This is a genomic window from Streptomyces sp. NPDC004051, assembly GCF_053604275.1.
On the sequence record NZ_JBSGHG010000013.1, the window covers coordinates 1 to 21,426 of the forward strand.

Consider the following 21,426-nt stretch of genomic DNA (forward strand, 5'->3'; position numbering starts at 1 on the left):
GCCTCCCACCCATCGCGGGGCGGGCCGGGTGGGGTTTTGTTCCTGTGGGGGGGGGGGGCCGCCTTTGGGTTGTTCCCCCTTACCGTCAACCTCCGGGGGGGGCCCCCCCCCGACCACGTCGGCGGGCGCCCGCTCGCTGTCCCGGCCGTCAGGTGAGCGGCGGACCCGGCTCCGGTCCCGGGACGGGTTCGGGGCCTGGCGGAATGGGCGAGGGCGACGGTCCGGGCGGCCCCGGCGGGGGTGGCGGCGGCCCGGGAACGGGCGGGTTCGGCCCCGGAGCGGGGGGCCCGGGAGGAGGCGGCCCCGGGGCGGGAGGCGGGGGTGTCGGTCCCGGGCCGGGGGGTGGCTCGGGGGGCGGGACGGGGGTGGGCCCCGGGGGGACGGGGTCCGGGGCGGGCCCGGGGGTGCCGGGGTCCGGGGTGGGGCCCGGTGGAACGGGGTCCGGGTGCGGTTGCGTCATGGCGGGTGTCCTCCGGCCAGTCGGTCGGCATCGGCTCTGGACTACTCCCCCGCCTACCCGACGGCCGCGCCCCCAGTCACTCCCCCGCAGGACGGCGCGGGGCCGGCCGGCGCTGCCCCCACACCGGACGCCACCTCGCCGCGAGTCGGGGCGTCCGGCCAGGTCAGAAGCGGCCGGGGTGCGCCGCCAGCCATGCCTTCGCCGCTCGGAGGAGCTCCGGGGAGGCCGCCGGGGCCTGGTCGGGATGGCGTTCGGCCCACTTGACGACGTACGGGCAGAGCGGGGCGACCGCGACGCCCTCACGGGCGGCCGTGGCGTACAGCTCGCGGGCCAGGGAGCCGGCGATGCCCCTGCCCTCGTGGGCGGGCTCCACGACGGTGTGCACCGGAACGATCGCGCGCTCGGGGGCTTCGAGCACGAAGTACTCGATCCGCCCGACGACCTCGCCGTCGCCCGTCACCGCCTCCAGGCGGCCCGCCGCCCGGTCGTCGCGGATCTCGATGCCTCTCATGGACGCATCACGCTCCTGCCTCTGTCTGCCGCCGTCCGCGCCGGTCAGGCCGTGACGGCCTGCGGGCTGCGCTGCTGGTCCGACCCCGGCACCGGCTCGGACGGGTCGGCGCCCAGGGCCACGATGCGGTTGTCGGCGTCCACGTGCACCACCCGGGGTTCCAGCGCCCGCGCCTCGGCGTCGGTCACCTGAGCGTAACTGATGATGATCACCAGGTCGCCGGGGTGGACGAGATGCGCCGCGGCCCCGTTGATCCCGACGACACCCGAGCCCCGCTCCCCCTCGATGACGTACGTCTCCAGCCGGGCCCCGTTTGTGACGTCGACGATGTGCACGAGCTCACCGGGCAGCAGATCGGCGGCGTCGAGCAGATCGGCGTCGATCGTCACGGACCCCACGTAGTGCAGGTCAGCCTGGGTGACGGTGGCGCGATGGATCTTGGACTTGAACATTGTACGCAACATCGGGGCACTCCCACAAGTAGGCTCCCTGCCTGCATTTTTGCAGGTCAAGGGCTGTTTCGACACCCTACAACGAGTCGCATGTTCGGGCAGCTGTCCCCAGGTTTTTCAGGACTCATGCTGACCACTTGCTGACTTTCCTGACGCCCCGTCAGGTGACTGGAGGAGGGCTTCGCCCACTCTCGCGGACCCCACCGTGGCGACGACCCAAGCCTACGCAGCCCCCCCCGAAGGGCGTCCGTGATCACCGTCACGCGGACGGTCTGGACGGCAGTCAGGAGCGAAGGCGCTCGACCGGAAGTCGGACCACGCGCCGCCATGGGACAGCTGGCCCAGGCCCCTCGTATCCCGTCTCAAAGGAGGAGGCGCCCACAGCCCCATGAATCTGAGTGGCCGAAGCAGCGCGGCAACATAGCGGCGGATCGCCGGTTAGCCAAACCGGCGATTCTCACGACCATGGCTGTGGCTCGTCCGGTGACTCTTGGCGGTGGCACAGGGCGGGCGTCAAGGACGTTTGGAATTCGACCAGAGCAGAGCGCGAGCCGCTGCCGCGATCAGGCTCAGGCCAGCCTCAAGGAGTCATCTTGCCCATGGGACCGCAGTCGTACCCCGACGAGACCCGCACCGATATCGACTCGTCGCGCAGGCGCCGTAGCGTCGAGCCCGTCCTTATGGACACTTCTGAGGTCGCTGCGATGCTCAATATGTCCACGAGCTGGGTCTACAAAGAGGCATCGAAACTGGGCTTGAAGGGCTACAAACTCGGCCGAGGCAGGAACGCCAAGGTCCTGTACAAGAGGGCCGAGGTCTTCAAGTGGCTGGAGCAGCAGAAGATCCATTAGAAGCGGGCAGTTTCTTGTCGGCCCCGGACTCACAGACACACAGCAGTCGTCGACACAGCGGCTGCTGGAGATCCCGGTGTCCCGACTTCCTCACGGCCGGTTTCGGCTTACATCGCGTTGCTCGGCGTCCTGATCAGGACGAAAGCACCTCAGGCTGACCTCTTGGCCGATTAGAGTGTGTCGGGCAAGAGCGCCGATCGGGTGAGGCGCGGTGGAAAGGTGAGTCGGTGCGGATGAGCGGGGTGCCCACGCGGATCGGCCGGTACACGGTGGCGCGGGAGCTCGGCTCGGGCGGGATGGGTGAGGTCTATCTCGCCTACACGCCCGCAGGCGATCCCGTCGCGGTGAAGGTGATTCGCAACGACAAGCTCGATCCCCTGACGCGTGCGCGCTTCGAGAAGGAGGCGTTGATCGCCCGCACGGTGATCGGCACGAACCGGGTGGCCCGCTTCCTGGACGCGGATCCTTACGCAGACCGGCCTTGGCTGGCCATGGAGTACGTGGCCGGTCGCACGCTGCTGGCCTGTGTGGACAGCGACGGTGTACTTCCGCTGCCACTGGCGGCCAGCCTCGGGGCGTTGCTCGCCGAAGGCTTGTCGGCAGTCCACGCCGCGGGGTTGCTCCATCGAGACCTGAAGCCGCAGAACGTCATCTTGGGCGATGACGGCCCGATGATCATCGACTTCGGGCTGGGCGCGTTCATGGACTCCTCGCAGGAGACGCTGTCACACAGTGGCATGATCATCGGCACCGTCCGATGCATGCCTCCGGAGCAGGCCGGCGGCCATCCACAGGTGTCACCCGCGGCAGATGTGTACGCGCTGGGCACGGTCCTGCTGTACGCGGCGACCCGCCACTATCCGTACGACGGTTCACGCTGGGAAGCAATCGCGGCACAGGTCACCAATCCCGAGATCGCTCCCGATCTCTCTGGTGTGCCTGCACCGTTGGTGCCCCTGCTGGAGTCGATGCTCGCCCACACGCCGGAGGAGCGGCCGACTCTGTCAGCGGTCTCCGAAACGTGCGCGAGGGTCCTCTCCGACTCCGAGGTGACACCGGCGGCTGCCCGGCTCGCGCTGATCGCCCACACCAAGGGAGGCGAGGCTCCGTCGACCCCTGGTGAGCCGCCGCCGGTGCCGTTCGAGAAGCTCATCCACGAGCAGGCTGATCTTGTCGAGAACAGTGAACCGGTGAGCCCGCTCGACGACCCGCCGCGGGCTTCACTGGCCGAGGCCGACGAACCGGAACGGGAGCCAGAAGAGCCTGAGGTTTTCCTGCCCAAGCCGGCGCCGGGGTCCGGAAGGCGGAGCGACCCTCCGAAGGCCCGCGCGGCCAAGGGACGCCCTCTGGCGTCGAAGCGGATCGCGGACGAGCTGCGCGCGTTGTACGCCGCCGATCCCGTTCTGTGACTCCTGCGCTGACAGTACTGGGTGAAAGTCTTTGTCGGAATGGCGCTCGGACGGCGTAGTCCGTCGTTTACAGGCGTGTGCGGTGTGTGCGGTCGTCGGTGGCCGCTGATGAGGGATCGGAGTGGACGTTGAGCGTCGAGGCGGAAGCCGTGGGCGGCCAGGGCGATGAGGTGTGGGACGCCTGGGCGCCGGAGGGTGCTCCGGCCTCACGGCGGACCAGCGGGTCCTCCGGCTACGCCCCGGGGTCCCAGGTATTGATCCGCGACGAGCTGTGGCTCGTCCGGAACTCCAAGGACGTCGGCGAAGACGGGTGGATGGTGGAGGTCACCGGCATCTCGTCCTTCGTGCGCGGCACGGACGCGGTCTTCTACAGCCGGCTCGACGCGATCCAGGTGCTGGACCCGCGGGAGACGCGGCTCGTCCCGGACGACTCGCCCAACCACCGGCGGGGCCGTCTGTTCCTTGAAGCGGTGATGCGCAAGACGTTCCTGCCGCAGACCGAGCACGGGCTCGCGCTGGCCGACGGGTTCCTCATGGACCAGCAGGTGCACCAGCTGCGGCCCGCCGAGTTGGCGCTGTCCTTGGAGAAGAACCCGCAACCGCGGATCCTGATTGCCGACGTGGTGGGCCTGGGCAAGACCCTTGAGATCGGGGTACTGCTGGCCGAACTGATCCGGCGCGGGCGCGGCGAGCGCATTCTGGTCGTGACCCCCCAGCATGTGCTGGAGCAGTTCCAGCGGGAGCTGTGGACCCGCTTCGCCATTCCGCTCGTCCGTCTGGACTCCACCGGTATCCAGCGCATCCAGCAGGACATCCCGGCCGGCCGGAACCCGTTCGCGTACTTCAAGCGCGCGATCATCTCCGTGGACACGCTCAAGAGCGACGTCTACGCGCACCACCTCGAGCACACCAACTGGGACGCCGTCGTCATTGACGAGTCCCATAATCTGGTCAACCGGGGCACCAAGAACAACGAGCTCGCCCGTCTGCTGGCTCGGAAGACCGACGCGCTGGTGCTGGCGTCGGCCACGCCCCACAACGGTCGTGCCGAGTCGTTCGCCGAGTTGATCAAGATGCTGGACGAGGCGGCCATCGCCAACCCGTCGAAGTACGAAGTGAAGGACCTTGAGCACCTCTACATCCGGCGTACGAAGACGACGGCGGAGGTCCGCGACTCGTTGAAGGGCGCCTGGGCGGACCGTGGACCGTCCCAGCCGGTCCACGTAACGGCCGGTGAGAAGGAACTCGCCGTCTTCCAGGAGCTCGCCACGCGCTGGATCCCGGCCGATCCCGACCAGGCGTCGGTCAGCCGACACCAGCTGGTGCCCTACCAGCTGCTGAAGTCCTTCCTGTCCTCGCACAAGGCCCTGCTGGAGACCGTCAAGACGCGACTGAAGACGCTGGACAAGCCGCCGACCGCAGAGTCGGCGCGAAGCGGGCAGAGGCCGGCCCGCCCGGTCGACCCGGCGGTCCGGGAAGCGGCAAGGCAGGCGGAGCGCGCAGCCTTGTTGGACCTCCGGGACGTGGCCGAACGGATCCAGGACAACGACTCGGCGAAGCTGGCGGCCCTCGTGGACGAGCTGCGCGCCATGGGTGTCGGCCCTGGTTCGGAGACCCGCGTGGTGGTGTTCTCCGAGCGTATCCCCACACTGAAGTGGCTTGCAGAGGCTGTCCCGACCGCGCTCGGTTTTCGTCGCGGCGCCGACCCCGACGAGAACAAGCCCTGGCTCGCCTTCGGCGGCGCGATCCAGCTCATGCACGGCGATGCCACCAGCGATGAGGAGCAGCAGGCCATCGTCGAGAAGTTCGGGCTGCGCGACGACCCCGTACGCATCCTGTTCACCGGCGACGTCGCCTCCGAAGGCGTCAACCTCCACCAGCAGTGCCACCGGCTGATCCACTTCGACCTGCCGTGGTCCCTGATCCGCATCGAGCAGCGCAACGGCCGCATCGACCGCTACGGCCAGCAGCACCGGCCTGAGTTCCGTGCTCTGATCCTCACCAGCGACATCCCCTGGCGGACGGACGAGACGACCGGGGAGCCCCGCACGCTGGACGACCGCCTCGTGGGCGAGAAGCTGCTGAAACGCGAGGAGGAAGCGCACAAGATCGAGGGCTCGGTGGAGGCGGTAACCGGCCTGTACCGGGCCAAGGAGGAAGAGAACCGCCTCACCCAGGACCTGATCGCGGGCCGGACCGTCGAGGAGTCGATCAAGCAGTCCCAGCAAGGGGGTGCGGCGTTCCTTTCCGGACTGCTCGGCCAGGTGGGCGCCGTCCCGGAGTATCCCGAGGTGCGGCGCGCGTACGTGCCACGTCTGTTCTCGTCCACCGCTGACTACTTCGACGAGGCATTGCGTCAGGTCTGCCGTCCGAATCCCGAGGACCAGCTCTCGATGCGCCGCGACGACGACGGCACGATCGCCTTCGAACCTCCGCGTGACCTGCTGTACCGGCTGAAGGCACTGCCGAAGTCGTACCTCGAAGAGCAGCGGATCATGCCCCGGAACACTGAGCCGGGACGGATGCGTATCACCTTCTCCAAGGATCTCGCAGACCGGCGTCTGAAGGCGGCCCGAGAGTCGTCCAAGTCACAGTGGCCGAACGTCTCCTACGTCACCGACGTCCACCCGGTCCTGGACTGGTTGACCGACAAGGTGCTCGTCGAGGTCGGCCGCCACCAGGCCCCCGTGCTCGCCGCTTCCGTGGACTCACCGACGTTCCTGGTGCAGGGCATCTGCTCCAACGCGCTGGGGCGGCCCACCATCGTTGCGTGGATGGCCGTCCACGGCGACCCGGACGACCTTCAGGTGACGTCTCTGACTCCAGAGGTACTGGAGGACTACGGCGTGAGTCCGACCATGCCGGGCCGCGCCGCGCCCCGCGACCTCGGTGGCCTGACAGAGCTCGTACCCGCAGCCATCGACAGGGCTGAACAGCATCTCCGGGACCTGAAAGAGGCGTACGGCGAGGAGATCGAGGCGATCCTGGCCCCGTCCCGCAAGCGCGTCGTGCACTGGCAACAGGAAGCCATGTTCTCTTCTGACGGGACGGGAAAGCGCGGAGTGAACCTCAGCGCCAGCAGGCGACTGAGCCTTCTCAACTCCTTGCAGACCACGGGTGAGCCGATGCTGCGCCTGCTCGCCGTCCTGGAACCGCTCAACGCCGCTGAGGGAGACACCGACCGATGAGCACCGCTTTCGACTCCTTCAGCAACCGCGGCGAGTACTTCGCCGCGCACTACTTCGCCGAGCAGCTCGGAACCGACCTGAAGAAGGGCCTGTTCGCCACCTGGGCCCTACGCGAAGGCGATGAGCACGACCCGCGAAAGACTTCCCGAGAGCTCCTCCGCTCGCTGCGCGGCGCCTACCTCGCCGAAGACGTACGCGGCTACTTCGCCGAGGCCGCCGAGCGCGACGCAGGAGATGAGGTCCGACCGAACACCCACAACAACTCCGAGTGGCGCAAGCGCCTCGCCGAGTGGCATCAGACGATCCTGCAAGCCCTCGGCTTCGGGGCTACTCCTACCGAGGTCACCGTCCACCGCGCCGGACGCGACCACTCCCTGACCGTGGCCTACCACGGCCACGGGATCATCGCCCTGGACTGCGGCTGGGCCGCCGACAACGACACCGCCCTGGACGGGACAGGCCCCGGCCGGCTGCTGCACCCGCTGCGTGTCAGTGCAAGCGAGATGTACGAAACCGGCCCGGCCCTGGCGTCCTGGCTTTTCCAGAGCGAGCTCGGCGAGGCCGGCGGGCCTCGCCCGCGCTTCGTCCTGCTGTTGTGCGGAGGCGTGCTTGTCCTCGCGGATCGCCAGTCCTGGAACGAGGGCCGCTACCTCGCCGTCAACCTCGACGCGGCCCTCGAACGCAACGACCGCAGTCAGCAGGGCGAACTCGCCACCATCGCGGCGCTGTTCAGCCTGGACATGCTTCGGCCCGGCGAGAACGACCAGAGCCGGACCATCGATGCCCTGCTGAAGTCCTCCAGCGCCAACGCCGCCGGCGTCTCCGGCGAACTGCGCCATGGGCTCCAGCGCTCGGTAGAGATCATCGCCAACGAAGTCCTCGCGCGGATGGCCGAGCCGGAAAACGACGTCACCCCGGCCGACATCGAGAGCCCCAAGATCCCCTTCGCCCGGGAACTCACCAGCGAATCCCTCCGCTACCTCTACCGCGTCCTGTTCCTCCTCTACGCCGAGGCCCGCCCCGAACTCGGCATCCTCCCCGCCGACGACGGCAGCTACGAGGCCGGCTACTCGATGGCCCGCCTGCGCGACCTCGTCGAACGCGACGAGGAACTCGTCGAGGAGGAGGCCCGCAACGGCTTCCATCTGCACGAATCTCTGGACGTCCTCTTCAACAAGGTCAACTTCGGCCACCGCCCGTACGGCACCGAGGCCGACGACGACCAGCCCGGCGACGACGAGGAGACCCGCAAGGCCAAGGCCGCCCGCCGCAGCGAGGACCGTGGCCTGCGCTTCGAACCCCTGCGCAGCGAGCTCTTTGAGCCCCGTTCGGTACGCCTCATCGGCAGGGGCGTCCTCGACCCTCGCAGCGACGAGGACAGCGACCCGCGCTGGCTCGACCTGCGGCTCCGCAACGCCGCCCTGCACGAGGTGCTGCGTCTCCTCACCATGAAGAAGGGGAAGCGCGGCGAGCGGGGCGGTTTCATCTCCTACCGCAACCTCGGCATCAACCAGCTCGGCGCCGTCTACGAGGGCCTGATGTCGTACACCGGCATCATCGCCGAGGAGGAGCTGTGCGAGGTCGCCAAGGGCGGCGACCCGGAGAAGGGCTCCTGGCTCATCCCCTCCAAGAAGCAGGACCAGTACCCAGACAAAGCCCTCGTCCACTACGACGAGGACGACGCCCGCAAGGGCCTGCGCGGCGTGAAGAAGTACGAAAAGGGATCCTTCGTCTACCGCCTCGCCGGCCGTGACCGCGAGACCTCCGCCTCGTACTACACGCCCGAGTCGCTGACCCAGGTGACGGTCGAGCTCACGCTCAAGCACCGCCTCGACCAGGATCGCGATGCCGAGGACAACGTAATAGAGACTCGCGCCTCGGAACTGCTCAAGTACAAGATCTGCGAGCCGGCTCTCGGCTCCGGCGCCTTCCTCAACGAGGCGATCAACCAGGTCGCCGAGGAATACCTGCGCCGTAGGCAGAACGAGTTGGGCGTCACCATCCCCACCGCGGACGCCCTCACCGAGAAGCAGAAGGCCAAGGCGTACATCGCCCTGCACAATGCGTACGGCGTAGACCTCAACGCCACCGGCGTCGAGCTCGCCGAGGTGTCCCTCTGGCTCAACACTATGCACCCCGGCATGCGGGCCCCCTGGTTCGGTCTCCACCTCCGTCGAGGCAACAGCCTCATCGGTGCCCGCCGCGCCGTCTACGCGGCCGACGAAGTCACCGGCAAGGAATGGCTCAAGGCCAAGGGTGCCCTAGCTCCTACCACGCTGCCCTTCCTCAAGGACGGCAAGCCCCAGCCACTCCCCCAAGACTCGGTACACCAGTTCCTGCTACCGAGCCCCGGATGGGCGGCAGTCGCGGGCTCGAAGGAAGCCAAGGAACTCGCGAAGGAAGGCGTCGAGCAGCTCGCCGCCTGGAAAAAAGGCATTCTCCAGCGCCCCAAGCGCAGCAAGGCCGGCAAGTCGAAGAAGGAGCCGGTGTCCCAGTTCACCCGCCTCAGGGACGCCGCCCGCCGCGTCGAATTCCTCTGGTCGCTCGTCGTGAAGCGCATGGAACTCTCCGAGCAGGCGATCGCTCGCCGGATCGACGTCTGGGGTGCCGACCTCACCGATCCTGAGTTCGCCTTCCTCCATCGTCCCGACCAGGCCGTTCCCAAGGAACAGGTCCTCGAAGACCTCTTCAATGCTGTCGACACCCCGTACTGGCGCTTGAAGAAGGTCATGGATGCCTGGTGCGCGTTGTGGTTCTGGCCCGTCGATAAGGCCAGGCTGCTCGACGGTACCGCTGGGGAGTACACGGCGGTGCCCCAGGTAATGGGGGCAGACAGCCTCAGCCGCATCCTCGACGGCGCGCCGCTGGCCACGGAACCGCTCGCTCCCTCGGCTGGCCATGAAACGTACCCTGTAGCGGAGCCCTTGCCTGCGCCGCGCTTCGTCGAGGCGACGGCCTTGTTTGCTCTCGGCCCCGAGCAGACCAGCTTCGCAGACCTCGAACTGAGCGCCGACGACTCGGTCGTGGAGGTCAAGCAGGTCAGGCCGCGGGCTAGGAACCAGGCGACAGCGCCAAAACCGAAGGCCCCGGAGCGCCGGCCGATCGTCCCGCTCAAGGATCTGGACGACTGGCTGGAGTTCCTGGAGGCCATGCTCGGCACTGCCGACGTGCCCGAGGGCACCCTCATCGACAGCTTCAAAGACCTTGAAGCGCTTAAAAGCTTCGAAGAGACGCTGCCCAGCTTCATGGGAATGGACCCCGGTAACCCAGAAGACCGTTTCCCTTGGCTCTGGGAGGTGCACGACATCGCGGAGGAGCAGGGTTTCCTCCATTGGGAACTGGAATTTGCCCTCGTCTTCGCCCGGAACGGTGGCTTCGACCTCCAGGTAGGCAACCCGCCGTGGGTACGGCCCCGCTGGAACGAATCAGCTGTGCTGGCAGAGCGCGAGCCATGGTTTGAGCTGGAAGACAAAGCATCGGAGATCGAAAAGGATCGTCGGCGTCGAAATGTGCTGGCGTCTGAGGACGCACGTCGATACGTGCTCAATGAGCTAAGAAGCACGTCTGCCCAAGTTGCCGTGTTCGGTTCACCACAGATGTACCCGCTACTGATGGGTACCCAACCGGACCTATACCGCGCCTTCATGTCCCAAGTCTGGGCGCACGCCTCATCCGATGGCACGGCAGGGATGGTGCATCCTGACACGCACTTCACTGGCGACAAGGAGGGAGCTCTTCGAGAAGCGGCGTACCGGCGGCTTCGAATTCACGGTGACTTCGTTAACGCTGGGCAGAGATTCTTTCCCGAACCGGTCGGCCATACCGCGCACTTCGGGGTGCACATCTACGGGCAGCCGACGAAAATCTCTTTCGATCACCTGTCCTGGCTCGTCTCAACAGATGCGCTCCGGCTCTCCGCTGAACACGACGGTTCCGGCGAAGTACCAGGGGTCCGATACCGCAACGGCGAGTTCGACGAACGTCCGCACCGGGCTCGCGTCGTCAGAGTGGACAGGCACCAACTCTCTGTCTGGCAGCTTCTACTGGACGAGGTCGACCAACCTGTCGAACAGGCACGGCTACTATTCCCTGTCAGCACTGGCGAAGCCTCGGCGATCGAGGCTCTGGCGAATTACCCGCTGCGGCTTGGCTTCCTCTCTCCGCAAATCTCACCCGGATACCACGAAAGCGGCGCCAAAAAGGACAACCTAATCGACTACAACCGACCGGATCCAGCCACGGGTCAGGTATACCAGCCAGATCGCTGGCGTCACGTCATCCTCAAGGGCACCCAGCTGGGCGTTGCCACTCCAGTATTCAAGCGCCACGACGCGAACAGTAACGACCCATACGGGCGGGATCTTGTCAGCCTCGCACACGACTTTGTTCCCGATACCGCCTACGTGCGTACCAGGGAGATGGCCAAGCCCTTCCTCTCCGAGCAGGATCGCTGGATCGACCACAGGGTTCTAGCCAGACTGCGCGTAGATAACAAGGCAGTCGCCCGAGCACGTGCGCAGGTCGCCGAGCGAGACAAGGTCGCCGAGCAGGCAGTTGACCCAGCGAAGGTCGATGCTGTGCTTGAGGAGCGGGCACGCCGACGGTACGCCGTGTTGCCCCGCCTTGCCTGGCGCCGTCAAGTGGCCCCCAACACCGAGCGAGCGCTGTACGCGGCACTCGTGCCACCAGGCACGACACACATTGACGCGGTGCATAGCCTTGCCATGCCGTCGGTTCAGTTGACGGCTCTCACAGCTGGTTTCTGGGCTTCCCTTCCCCTGGACTACTTCCTGCGCGCGACGGGACGCGGAGACCTCCGGGTGGCCGGGGCCAAAGCTATGCCCGCGCCAACCCTTCACCATCCCCTGGCCTCCGCCCTCCTCCTCCGCGCGCTCCGCCTCAACTGCCTCACCCGCGCCTACGCGGACCTCTGGGCGGAGCTCTACGACCCCACATGGCCCGCCTACGAGCCGTGGGCCGGTGACTGGCCCGGCCTCCAGCCACTCCACGAGGTCACCCCGGACTGGCGTCCTGAGACACCCCTCCGCAGCGAGCGAGCCCGACGTTCCGCGTTGGTCGAGATCGACGCTCTGGTCGCCGTGTGGCTCGGTATGGATGCGGACGCGCTCGTCGCCGCGTACCGAGGACGCTTCCCCGTGCTGCAGAAGTACGAGGCCGTGACCTGGTTCGACGCCGATGGCTGGAAGATCGCGGGCAACGCCCGCACGATCGGACAGCGGCAGACGAAGGAGAGCTGGGCGCAGTTCGAGGCATACCGGTCCGACCCCGCCAACGCGCCCGTGCCGGAGGGGTACACCGCGCCGTTCTACAAGGCTGACCGCGAGGCGGAGATGCGGGCCACGCACGCCTACTTCCAGAGGCGGCTCGATGACGCCGTCGCCCGTGGCGAGTGGGATCCGGTGAAGCAGGAGGTGCCGAAGCCGTGAGGCCGACTCTTCAGGCGCGCGGGCTCAAGGAGAGCCTGCTGCAGTACCTGTCGACGACGTACGCGCTCACCGACGAGGGGGCGCGTGAAGCGCTGCACCGGTTTCTCGGGGACGAGACGTCGGGGATGTTCCGGGGCCCATATCTGCGGATCCGGACACCGTTCACCGTGGCCGGCCAGGAGTGGCGCACCCATCTGGAGTGGCAGCCGGTGGGCTTCAAGCCGTACGCGCATCAGGCGGTCGCCTTCGCGCGGCTAACCTCGGCGCACGGCCACACCCCGCAACCGACGCTGGTCACCACCGGTACCGGGTCCGGTAAGACGGAGTCGTTCCTCTACCCCGTGCTGGACCACTGCCGTCGGGAGCGGGCCGCCGGCAAGACCGGGGTGAAGGCGGTCTTCCTGTACCCCATGAACGCCCTGGCCACCGACCAGGCGCAGCGCATCAACGATCTGCTCACGGAGAACGCCGAGCTGGGGAAGCTGTCGGCCGGCCTCTACATCGGGGAGCGCGCGGCGACGCAGTACGAGAAGGTGCGGACCCGCCGTTCGGACATGCAGTTGTCCCCGCCGGACATCCTGATAACGAACTACAAGATGCTGGACCTCCTCCTCCAGCGGGCGGACGACGCCCCCCTGTGGCGGGAGTCGGACATCCGCTACGTCGTCGTGGACGAGTTCCACACCTACGACGGCGCGCAGGGCACGGACGTCGGGATGCTGCTGCGTCGACTCGCCGCCTCCGTGGGGGCAGCTGAGGAAGGCCGTCCGCTGGGCAAGATCTGCCCGGTCGCGACATCGGCGACGCTCGCTTCCGGCACGGACGAGGACGGCACGGCGCAGCTGCTGGAGGTGGCCACCCACGTCTTTGGCACGGAATTCACGGCGGACTCCATCGTCGGGGAGAACCGGCTCACGGTCGAGGAGTTCATCCCGCTCGGGGACGTGACCATGCAGCCGATGCCGACACCCGACGAGTTGCTGGCGCTGCCCGATCCGGCGACCGGTGACGAGGCGTTGCTGGATCTGATCGAGAAGGTGACGGACGTCCGTGACCTCGATCCGTTCCTCCTCGGTGGGAACCTCAAGCGGCATCTGTTCACTCGCGCGGTGATGCAGGCCCTCGGCGGCGGGGTGAAGACCAGTGCCGAAGTGCTGGATGTGATGTGGCGTGCGGGCGCCGCCGGCTGGTCCGAGGCGGTGGCGCGACAGCCGGAGAAGGCGGCCGAGGCCCTGGCGCGGTTCGTCGCGCTGCTGTCGTACGCCCGCGATCCGGAGTCCTCGCCCGCCGAGCCCCGGCCCTTCGTGCACGTCGAGGTGCATCAATGGGCGCGTTCGGTGTCTCGGCTGCTGCGCGGAGTGCTGCCGTGGCCGAAGGCGGAGTTCCGCTGGGATGTGGCCGGCACGGCCGATGCCGGCGCGGCCGACAGCGGCCGTATGGCGCCGGTGACGACGGCGACGACGGGGCAGAGCGCGAACCTGTTCCTGCCGGCGATCTACTGCCGTGACTGCGGGCGGTCGGGGTGGGCGGTGTTCTCGCCAGAGAGCGATGACCACGATGTCCAGTTCGATACGTACAAGATTCGGCGGGCCTCGCTGGGTCAGGACAAGGCCCGGGTGCGGAACCTGATCGCCGCGACGGACCGGGAGGCCCGCGAGGGTTCCGGGGCCGCGCTGCTCACTGCGGCCGGCGGCAAGGGGGGCTCGGCTGCGTCGCAGGGTGCCGGCGGGGTGCTGATGGTGCTGGACGGCACCCGTAAGCGACTGCGACTGCCTGATCCGCTGAACGATTACGACCGGGAGACCAAGGAGCCCCGGCTGACGGCCCGTGACTCGGCGTTCGTGCTCGTGAACTTCGGGGAGACGGCGAACACCGCGGCCAAGGAGGACTGGTGTCCGGCGTGCGGTGAGCGCAACGCGATCCGCTACCTCGGTACGGGTGCTGCCGCGATGGCGGCCGCGTCCATCACCCAGCTTTTCACCGGTGGGGAGCTCGACAAGAAGCTCCACGAGAAAAAGACGCTGATGTTCAACGACTCGGTGCAAGATGCCGCGCACCGCGCCGGGTTCGTCGCCAATCGCTCGTACACCTTCTCGCTCCGTGCTCTCCTCGCCGACCACCTGCGGCACGACGAGCCGACCGCGCTGAATGATCTGATCGCGAACGTCGTCGACGCCACGACGGACAAGGACACCCTCTCGGCGGTGGTGCCACCGGACCTGCACGGCTTCAAGGGCGTGAACCGGTTGCTGTCCGGCCAGGGTCGCGGTGGGGACCTGAAGACGTGGCGGCTGATCGGTCAGCGGCTGGCGTTCGAGGCGCTGATGGAGTTCGGCTTCCGGTCCCGGAACGGCCGTACGTTGGAGCTGACCCGCACTGCCGCCGCGCAGGTCCGCATCAACGACCCGGCGGCAGTGATCGCGCTGGTCAAGCGGCTGCACGAGGAGTGCGTGCGGGACGGCCTGCCGCTGGTGGCGCAGGACGACGCCCGCTATCTGGCGTTCGTGCGCATTTTCCTGGAGCGGCTCCGTACCCGGGGTGCGGTCGCCCATCAGTGGCTGAACAAGTACATCGACGAGGCGGGCACCAGCCGGTACTACATCTGGGGCAAGCGGGCTCCGGGCATGCGGGCCTTCCCGAAGGGGATCGCCGCCCCCGTGTTCCTGCTCGGGCAGCCCAAGAACGGCAGCGAGTTCGACTTCGCGACCGGACGGCTCTCCTGGTACGAGCGGTGGGCCGGGCGGTGCCTGGAGCTGCCGCGTGAGCTGGCACCCGAGCTGTGGAGCCGGCTGCTGCCCGAACTCGCCTCGATGGGGCTGCTATCGGTGCGCACCCCGAACGACACCTCGGTGCGGGTGTACGGGCTCAAGCCCGGCAACATCGAGGCCCGGCTGCTGGACGACGAGCAGGTGCGGGTCTCGTACGTGCGGTGCCCGGTGTGCTTCTGGGAGCAGACGGTCCACCCGTCGCTGCTGGACCAGTGGCACGACCAGCCCTGTCCCTCCTACCGGTGCCGACGGGGCCGCCTTGTGGCCGGCGACCGGCCCGAAGGGCTGGGGGTACACCACCGCGACCGCGACTACAGAGACGACTACTACCGGCGGCTCTACCTCGGCGCGGGCACCTATCAGGTGGTCACCGCCGAGCACACGGGCATGCTGACGCGGCACCAGCGCGAGAAGGTCGAGGAGGCGTTCAAGCGCGGCGGCGGGTTCAAGGACCCCGATGTGCTCTCCTGCACGCCGACGCTCGAGATGGGCATCGACATCGGCGACCTGTCCGCCGTCGTGCTGGCAGCGCTGCCGCGCCGCCCCGCCTCCTACGCTCAGCAGGTCGGCCGGGCCGGTCGCCGCACCGGCAATGCCTTCCTGCTGACCATCCCCGACCGGCGGCGCCGTGACCTGTACTTCCTCGAGCGCCCGAAGGACCTGATCGCAGGCACGATCGTGCCGCCCGGGTCCTACCTGTCGGCCGTCGAGATCCTTCGTCGTCAGTACCTGGCGCATCTGCTGGACCTCGCCGCGGCCGGCCGTCTCGTCCGGGCGGACGGCATCGTGCTGCGCGCGCTGCCGCACAAGGCGCCGCGCCTGTTCGGCCCGTCCGGCTATCTGACCGATCTGGTGGAGCTGGCCCTCGACCAGGGCGAGGAGCTGGTCAAGGGGTTCTTGCGGCTGTTCCCGGTCGGCGTCAGCGAGCAGGCCGGGGCCGACCTGGAGGCGTATGCGACGCACGGTCTGCGCAGCGCCGTAGAGAGGGCGGAAGGCGAGTGGCGGCGCGCCGAGGACGCGCTGCGGGCGCGGCTGCGGGAGATCGACGAGGCCCACGGCGAGCTGCACGACAGCGACCCCGACCAGGCCCGCCAGAAGGCGGAACTGGACGCCGAACGGCGCGGGGTGGGCAGGCAGTTGCTCCACCTGGGCGACACCACGGCCCAGACCGCACTGTGTGACCTGGGTCTGCTGCCGAACTACGCCCTCATCGACTCGTCGACGACATTGTCGGCGACCCTGTACGGCGAGGACGGCATGGACCCGAAGACGGGCAAGGTGGTGTACACGTCCGAGACGGTCTCCTATGAGCGGCCCCGCCGCTTCGCGATCCAGGAGCTGGCGCCGGGCAACACCTTCTACGTCAACGGCTACCGGCACGAGATCACCGGCCTGGAGCTGTCGACGGGCGGGCGCCAGGAGTGGCGGACCTGGCGGGTGTGCCCAGGGTGCGGGTACGTACGTACCGAGGACGCCACCGACGATCGCTCTCCGTGCCCTCGGTGCCGGACGAGCCAGATCGCCGACGACGGCTCCTGCTTGTTCCAGGTCGTGGAGCCGGCCACCGTGACGTCGCGGGACAAGCGTGAGGACGCACGGATCCGGGACGACAAGGACGACCGTGATCGCCGCTCTTACACCGTTGTGGACGCGGTGGACATCCCCGTCGAGAAGATCGAGCGGGGGAAGTCCTGGCGGCACGACCGCGAGACGTTCGGCGTGGACTTCTGCCGCACGGCAATGATCCGCCGGATCAACGTCGGCCCGGTCCGCTATGACGCTCCTGCTCGAGATGACTTCGCCGGCCACCTGGTCCGGCTGAACCCCTTCCACGTGTGCACCGCTTGCGGGGCCGCGAGCGCGGACGGCCGTCCGGTCTTCGACCACGACACCGACGCCCTGGAATCGGCAGCAGCACGCGCCCCGCAGCTCAAGCACCACCGCCCGTGGTGCCCGCTGCGCCGTGGCAAGAAGGACGGCGTCACGCAGGAGCAGGTGCTGCTGGCACACCAGCTGCAGACCGAAGCCCTGCGGATCCTCATCCCGGCCGCGACAGCCGACGTCGACGCGCGGGTGCACTCCTTCCGGGCCGCCCTGCGACTCGGTGTCGACCTGCACTTCGGCGGCGACCCGCAGCACCTGGACACCACGGTGGCCTCCATGCCGGACATGGACAGCGGCGAGCGCCGCTGGTTCCTGGTTCTCTTCGACTCTCTCCCGGGCGGCACCGGATACCTGGACCGGCTCACCGACCGCCGTGCCTTCCGGGACACCCTCGCTCGGGCGTACGAACAGCTCAAGGCATGTCCGTGCGCCGAGGAGCAGCGGCGCGCCTGCCACCGCTGTCTGCACCGCTACACCCCCGAGCAGTTCCAGGACGTCGTCTCGCGCCAGGCGGCGCTCAGCATGCTGGAGTCGCTGCTGTTCAAGGGGGACGGCGAGGACGGCTGGGACATCAGCGATGTGGAGCACACCGGGCTGGTCGGGCTGGACGCTCAGGTCGAATCCGACCTGGAGGCCCGCTTCCTGACCGCGCTGCGGGACTGGGTGAAGGTCACCGACGACGCGGCTTTGGACGAGGAGGGCCACGCCAGCGGGCATCTGCGATTCACCGACGGCTCAGACGTGATGCACTGGAGGCTGACCGCCCAGCGGCAGCTCGAAGGCACCCGAACGGACTTCACCTTCACCCGCGTCGGCGGTCCGGTGCAGAGCGTGCACGTCTATCTGGAAGGTTTCCGGTTCCACGCCAGCCGGGAGCACAACCTCATCGCCAAGAACGCGGCCCAGCGCACCCGGCTCCGTGCCGACGGAAAGGTCGTCTTCCAGATCACCTGGGCCGACATCGACCTGTTCGAGCGGCGCCCGGGGCGCACCAAACCGGTCTGGCCGCCGTACCGGGGCACCGCCCAGGAGCAGGCCAAGGCCGCCTACGAGCAGTACGGCGGCAACCGTGCCCACTTCGGCGAAGCCGTCTTCGCCAACCCGATCGACACGCTCATCGCCTATCTGCGGGATCCTGACGCCACCCGTTGGGCCCGCCGGGCCCGCGCCCTGGTCACCGGCCTCACCGCTGTTTCCGCCACGACCGCCGTCGCCGCGACCGGCAAGCGCAGCGAGCTCGTCGCCGCACTGCGCGAACAGCTCGCCTCCTTCGGAGCCGGCCGACGGCACGGCAAGCCGGTGGTACCCGACGCCGGCAGCCTCGGTCCCGTTCATGTGTTCCGGACCCAGGACGAGCACGGTCTGCCGATCGTGTTCGCGCTGGACGCGGCCGACCCTGACAACCTGCGGTGGACCGCCCTGACGGTCCTCGACGACAGCGTCGCTGTCCTCGACACCGACGAGCACAAGCTGCGGTGGCGGTCCTGGCTGTACTGGACCAACATCACCCAGTTCCTGTCACTCGTGGGCGGGGACGGTGTCCAGCTCGCCGTCAGCACCGCTGCGGACTTCGAGGTAGAGGTTCTCGCCGTGTGCGGTGGCCTGGGTGAACTCGACTCGCTCGCCGCAGCACTCGCCCCCGCGCCCACCGTCGTGCCCGAGCCCGCAGTCCGGCCCGCCGCCTCGAAGCCGAGCACGGACTCGCCGGCGGAAGCCGCCCTCCGGAAGATCATCCGGGACGCCGTCTGGGACGACGACATCCTGGAGATCCTGCGCGAGGACCCCGACGAAGCACCTGCCCTGCTCCGCCTCGCCGAGACGCTTGCCGAGCACGGAAAGCAGGCCCCCGTTTTCGGGTTCGAACTCGGAAGCAGCCGCTGGCAGGCGGACTTCGCCTGGTGGACTCCCGACCTCAAGATCGCCGTTGTGGCCGCCCACCAGGGCGACGAGGACATCGAGGCTCAACGACGCGACGCCGCCTACGCCGAGGACGGCTGGACGGTCCGGACCGCCGCCGCATGGCTCGACCACCTCGACACCCTGCTCGTACAGCTCCCCAATACGGAAGGCACCACCCGATGACCGCCCGGCTCAGCCTGTACCGCAAGGCCGAACAGGAGCTGTACAAGCTCGACCGCTCGGTCAAGGCCCAGTTCTACGATTTCTGCCACGTCTTCCGGAACAACCCCAACCAGCCGGGCCTGAAGCTGAAGAAGCTCAAAGGCGACTCGCGCATCTGGTCCGCGCGGGTCAACGACTCCTACCGCGCGCTGCTGACCCCGACCGGAGTAGACGCGGACGACACCCAGAGCTGGCTGGTCATCGCCGTCCGCCACCGCAAGGACGTCTACGAAGAGCTCCAGGTCGCGGTCAACCGTGTCACCGGCGAGATCGAGTTCGTCGACCTCTCGGTCGTCGGCGGCAGCGCACTACGCCGCGCCGGGATCACCCTGACCCCGGCCGAACCTGACCGGACCGCGCCGTCGGCCGAGCCCGAACCACAGCCGCAGCCGCAGCCGCAGCCGACGGTGGAAACCCCTCCCCTGCTCGCCGCGTACAGCGCCGACCAGCTGCGGGAGCTGGGCGTCGCCGACCAGTTGATCGAGCTGGCCCTCGCCGTCACCGACAGCGCCGAGCTGGACCAGCTCGTCGAGGGCGCCCCGCTGTTGTCCAAGGACGTCCTCTACGGTCTCGCCGCCGGTATGCCCATCGACGAGGTCCGCAAGGAGATCACCCAGCCCGTCGAGCTCGGCCACGAGCCCGATCTCGGTGACTTCGCCGCGGCCCTGAGCCGTACCAAGGTCACCGCCGTCGACGATGCCGTTCAGGCGGCCATCGACGAAGGAGACTTCCGAGCCTGGAAGGTCTTCCTCCACCCCACCCAGGAACGCATCGTCCACCGCCACTACAACGGACCTGCCCGCGTCTCCGGCGGGCCCGGCACCGGAAAGACCATCGTCGCCCTGCACCGGGTCAAGCACCTGGCCGAGCAACTGCCCCCCGGTAACAACAAGGCGATCCTGCTGACCACGTTCACCAAGAACCTCACCACGGACCTGCGCCTGCGTCTGGCATCCCTCGTCGAGCCCGAACTCCTCGCCCGTGTCGAGATCGCTCACATCGACCAGCTCGCCGCCCGCGTCCTGGGTGAGAACACCGCACCTGGCCGGGGCCGGCAGCGTGTCTACGACCACGTGGCGCTGAATGAGATGCGCCAACTCCTCGCCGAACTCGACGACCGTCGCTGGGAGGCCGAGTTCCTCCTGGAAGAGTGGGAGCAGGTCATCCTCGGCCAGTCCGTCGCCACCCGCTCCGCCTACTTCCAGGCCCGCCGTGCAGGACGGGGCCGTTCCCTGACCCGGCCCGAGCGCAACCACATCTGGAAGCTCGTCGAGCAGTTCACCGCCCGCCTGGACAAGCTCGGCGTGGAGACCTGGGGCCAGGCATCCGAGCGCGCTGCCCGCTTCGAGATCGAGCGCGCCGCGAAGATCAGGACCCGGCGGGAGTACAAAGAGGAGGTCGGCGGCAAGGACCTCATCCACCGCGACAACAGCTCCGGCATGCGCTACCTGAACTACCGCTACCGGCACATCGTCGTCGACGAGGCCCAGGACCTCAGTCCCGCGCACTGGAAGATGCTCCGGGCCATGGCCGACCCGGACCTGTCCAACGACATGTTCATCGCCGGCGACACCCACCAGCGCATCTACGACCACCAGGTAGCCCTCGGCAGCCTCGGCATCAACATCCGCGGCCGTTCTTCTCGCCTCACCCTCAGCTACCGCACCACCAAGGAGATCCTCACCGAGGCCCTCCGCGTGGTCGACCCCGTGAAGCCCGGGCAGCAGGTGAACTACGACGACCTGGACGATGGCACCGACAACCTCGCCGGATACCGTTCCGTCCTCCACGGCCCCGCCCCGGCCTTCACGCCGTACGAAACTTGGGAGGACGAGCTCGTCGGCCTTGCCACCACCCTGACCACGTGGCGCGAAGAGCTTTCCACGGACGAGAACGGCTCACCCATAGACCCGAGCGGCCATATCGCCGTCTGCGTCGCCGACCGCGACCTGGTCAGCCAGACCATGTACTACCTGGTCACCAAGGCCGGCATCACCTGCGCGGAACTGACCAAGGACGGCCCCAAGGGTGACGGCGAGGTTCACGTGGGCACGATGCATCGCTTCAAGGGCCTCGAGTACCAACGCCTCGCCATCGTGGGTGCCAGTGACGGCATCATCCCCCGCACGCACGTCATCGACCGCTACCGCACCGAGGATCCGCCCCGCTACGAGCGCGAACAGCGCAAGGCCCGTTCCCTGCTCTTCGTGGCGACCACGCGAGCCCGAGACGCGCTGAACATCAGCTGGCACGGCAAGCACAGCCCCTACCTGCCGGTCTGACACGGACGTGGGCCTCCCTGGCCTCAGGGAGGCCCACACTCTCCTCCTCGCTG

At 68.2% G+C, this 21,426-nt stretch carries 8 protein-coding genes; 6 read left to right on the plus strand and 2 right to left on the minus strand.

Annotated elements, in window-relative coordinates:
* Positions 1 to 623: 623 nt before the first annotated feature.
* Positions 624 to 971 (minus strand): GNAT family N-acetyltransferase, encoded by a 348-nt coding sequence (locus ACWEQO_RS16130; protein ID WP_452983360.1) that lies wholly within the window; start codon positions 969 to 971, stop codon positions 624 to 626.
* A gap of 44 nt (positions 972 to 1,015) precedes the next feature.
* Positions 1,016 to 1,435 carry an aspartate 1-decarboxylase gene (gene panD / locus ACWEQO_RS16135; protein WP_452983363.1) on the minus strand — a complete coding sequence of 140 codons (420 nt, stop codon included), beginning with the start codon at positions 1,433 to 1,435 and terminating at the stop codon, positions 1,016 to 1,018.
* A gap of 668 nt (positions 1,436 to 2,103) precedes the next feature.
* Between panD and ACWEQO_RS16140 the strand changes: the two genes are divergently transcribed.
* The 6 genes from ACWEQO_RS16140 to ACWEQO_RS16165 all read left to right on the plus strand — a co-directional run bounded on the left by ACWEQO_RS16140 (position 2,104) and on the right by ACWEQO_RS16165 (position 21,373).
* Positions 2,104 to 2,274, plus strand: a complete 171-nt coding sequence (locus tag ACWEQO_RS16140; protein ID WP_228679018.1) for a helix-turn-helix domain-containing protein — start codon at positions 2,104 to 2,106, stop codon at positions 2,272 to 2,274.
* Between the two features lie 233 nt (positions 2,275 to 2,507).
* Positions 2,508 to 3,683 carry a serine/threonine-protein kinase gene (locus ACWEQO_RS16145; RefSeq protein ID WP_452983366.1) on the plus strand — a complete coding sequence of 392 codons (1,176 nt, stop codon included), beginning with the start codon at positions 2,508 to 2,510 and terminating at the stop codon, positions 3,681 to 3,683.
* A gap of 128 nt (positions 3,684 to 3,811) precedes the next feature.
* Complete coding sequence (locus ACWEQO_RS16150) at positions 3,812 to 6,871, plus strand: SNF2-related protein (protein ID WP_452983369.1); 3,060 nt, start codon at positions 3,812 to 3,814, stop codon at positions 6,869 to 6,871.
* On the plus strand, positions 6,868 to 12,318 hold the full coding sequence (locus ACWEQO_RS16155; RefSeq protein ID WP_452983372.1) for a hypothetical protein: 5,451 nt from the start codon (positions 6,868 to 6,870) through the stop codon (positions 12,316 to 12,318). Before ACWEQO_RS16150 ends, ACWEQO_RS16155 begins: the two co-directional genes overlap by 4 nt.
* A complete protein-coding gene (locus tag ACWEQO_RS16160) occupies positions 12,315 to 19,052 on the plus strand; it encodes a DEAD/DEAH box helicase (RefSeq protein WP_452983375.1) in 6,738 nt (2,245 codons plus the stop codon). The genes ACWEQO_RS16155 and ACWEQO_RS16160 overlap by 4 nt, the downstream gene beginning before the upstream one ends.
* Positions 19,049 to 21,373: a UvrD-helicase domain-containing protein gene (locus ACWEQO_RS16165; protein ID WP_452983378.1), complete on the plus strand. Its 2,325-nt coding sequence runs from the start codon at positions 19,049 to 19,051 to the stop codon at positions 21,371 to 21,373. Before ACWEQO_RS16160 ends, ACWEQO_RS16165 begins: the two co-directional genes overlap by 4 nt.
* Positions 21,374 to 21,426: the final 53 nt, after the last annotated feature.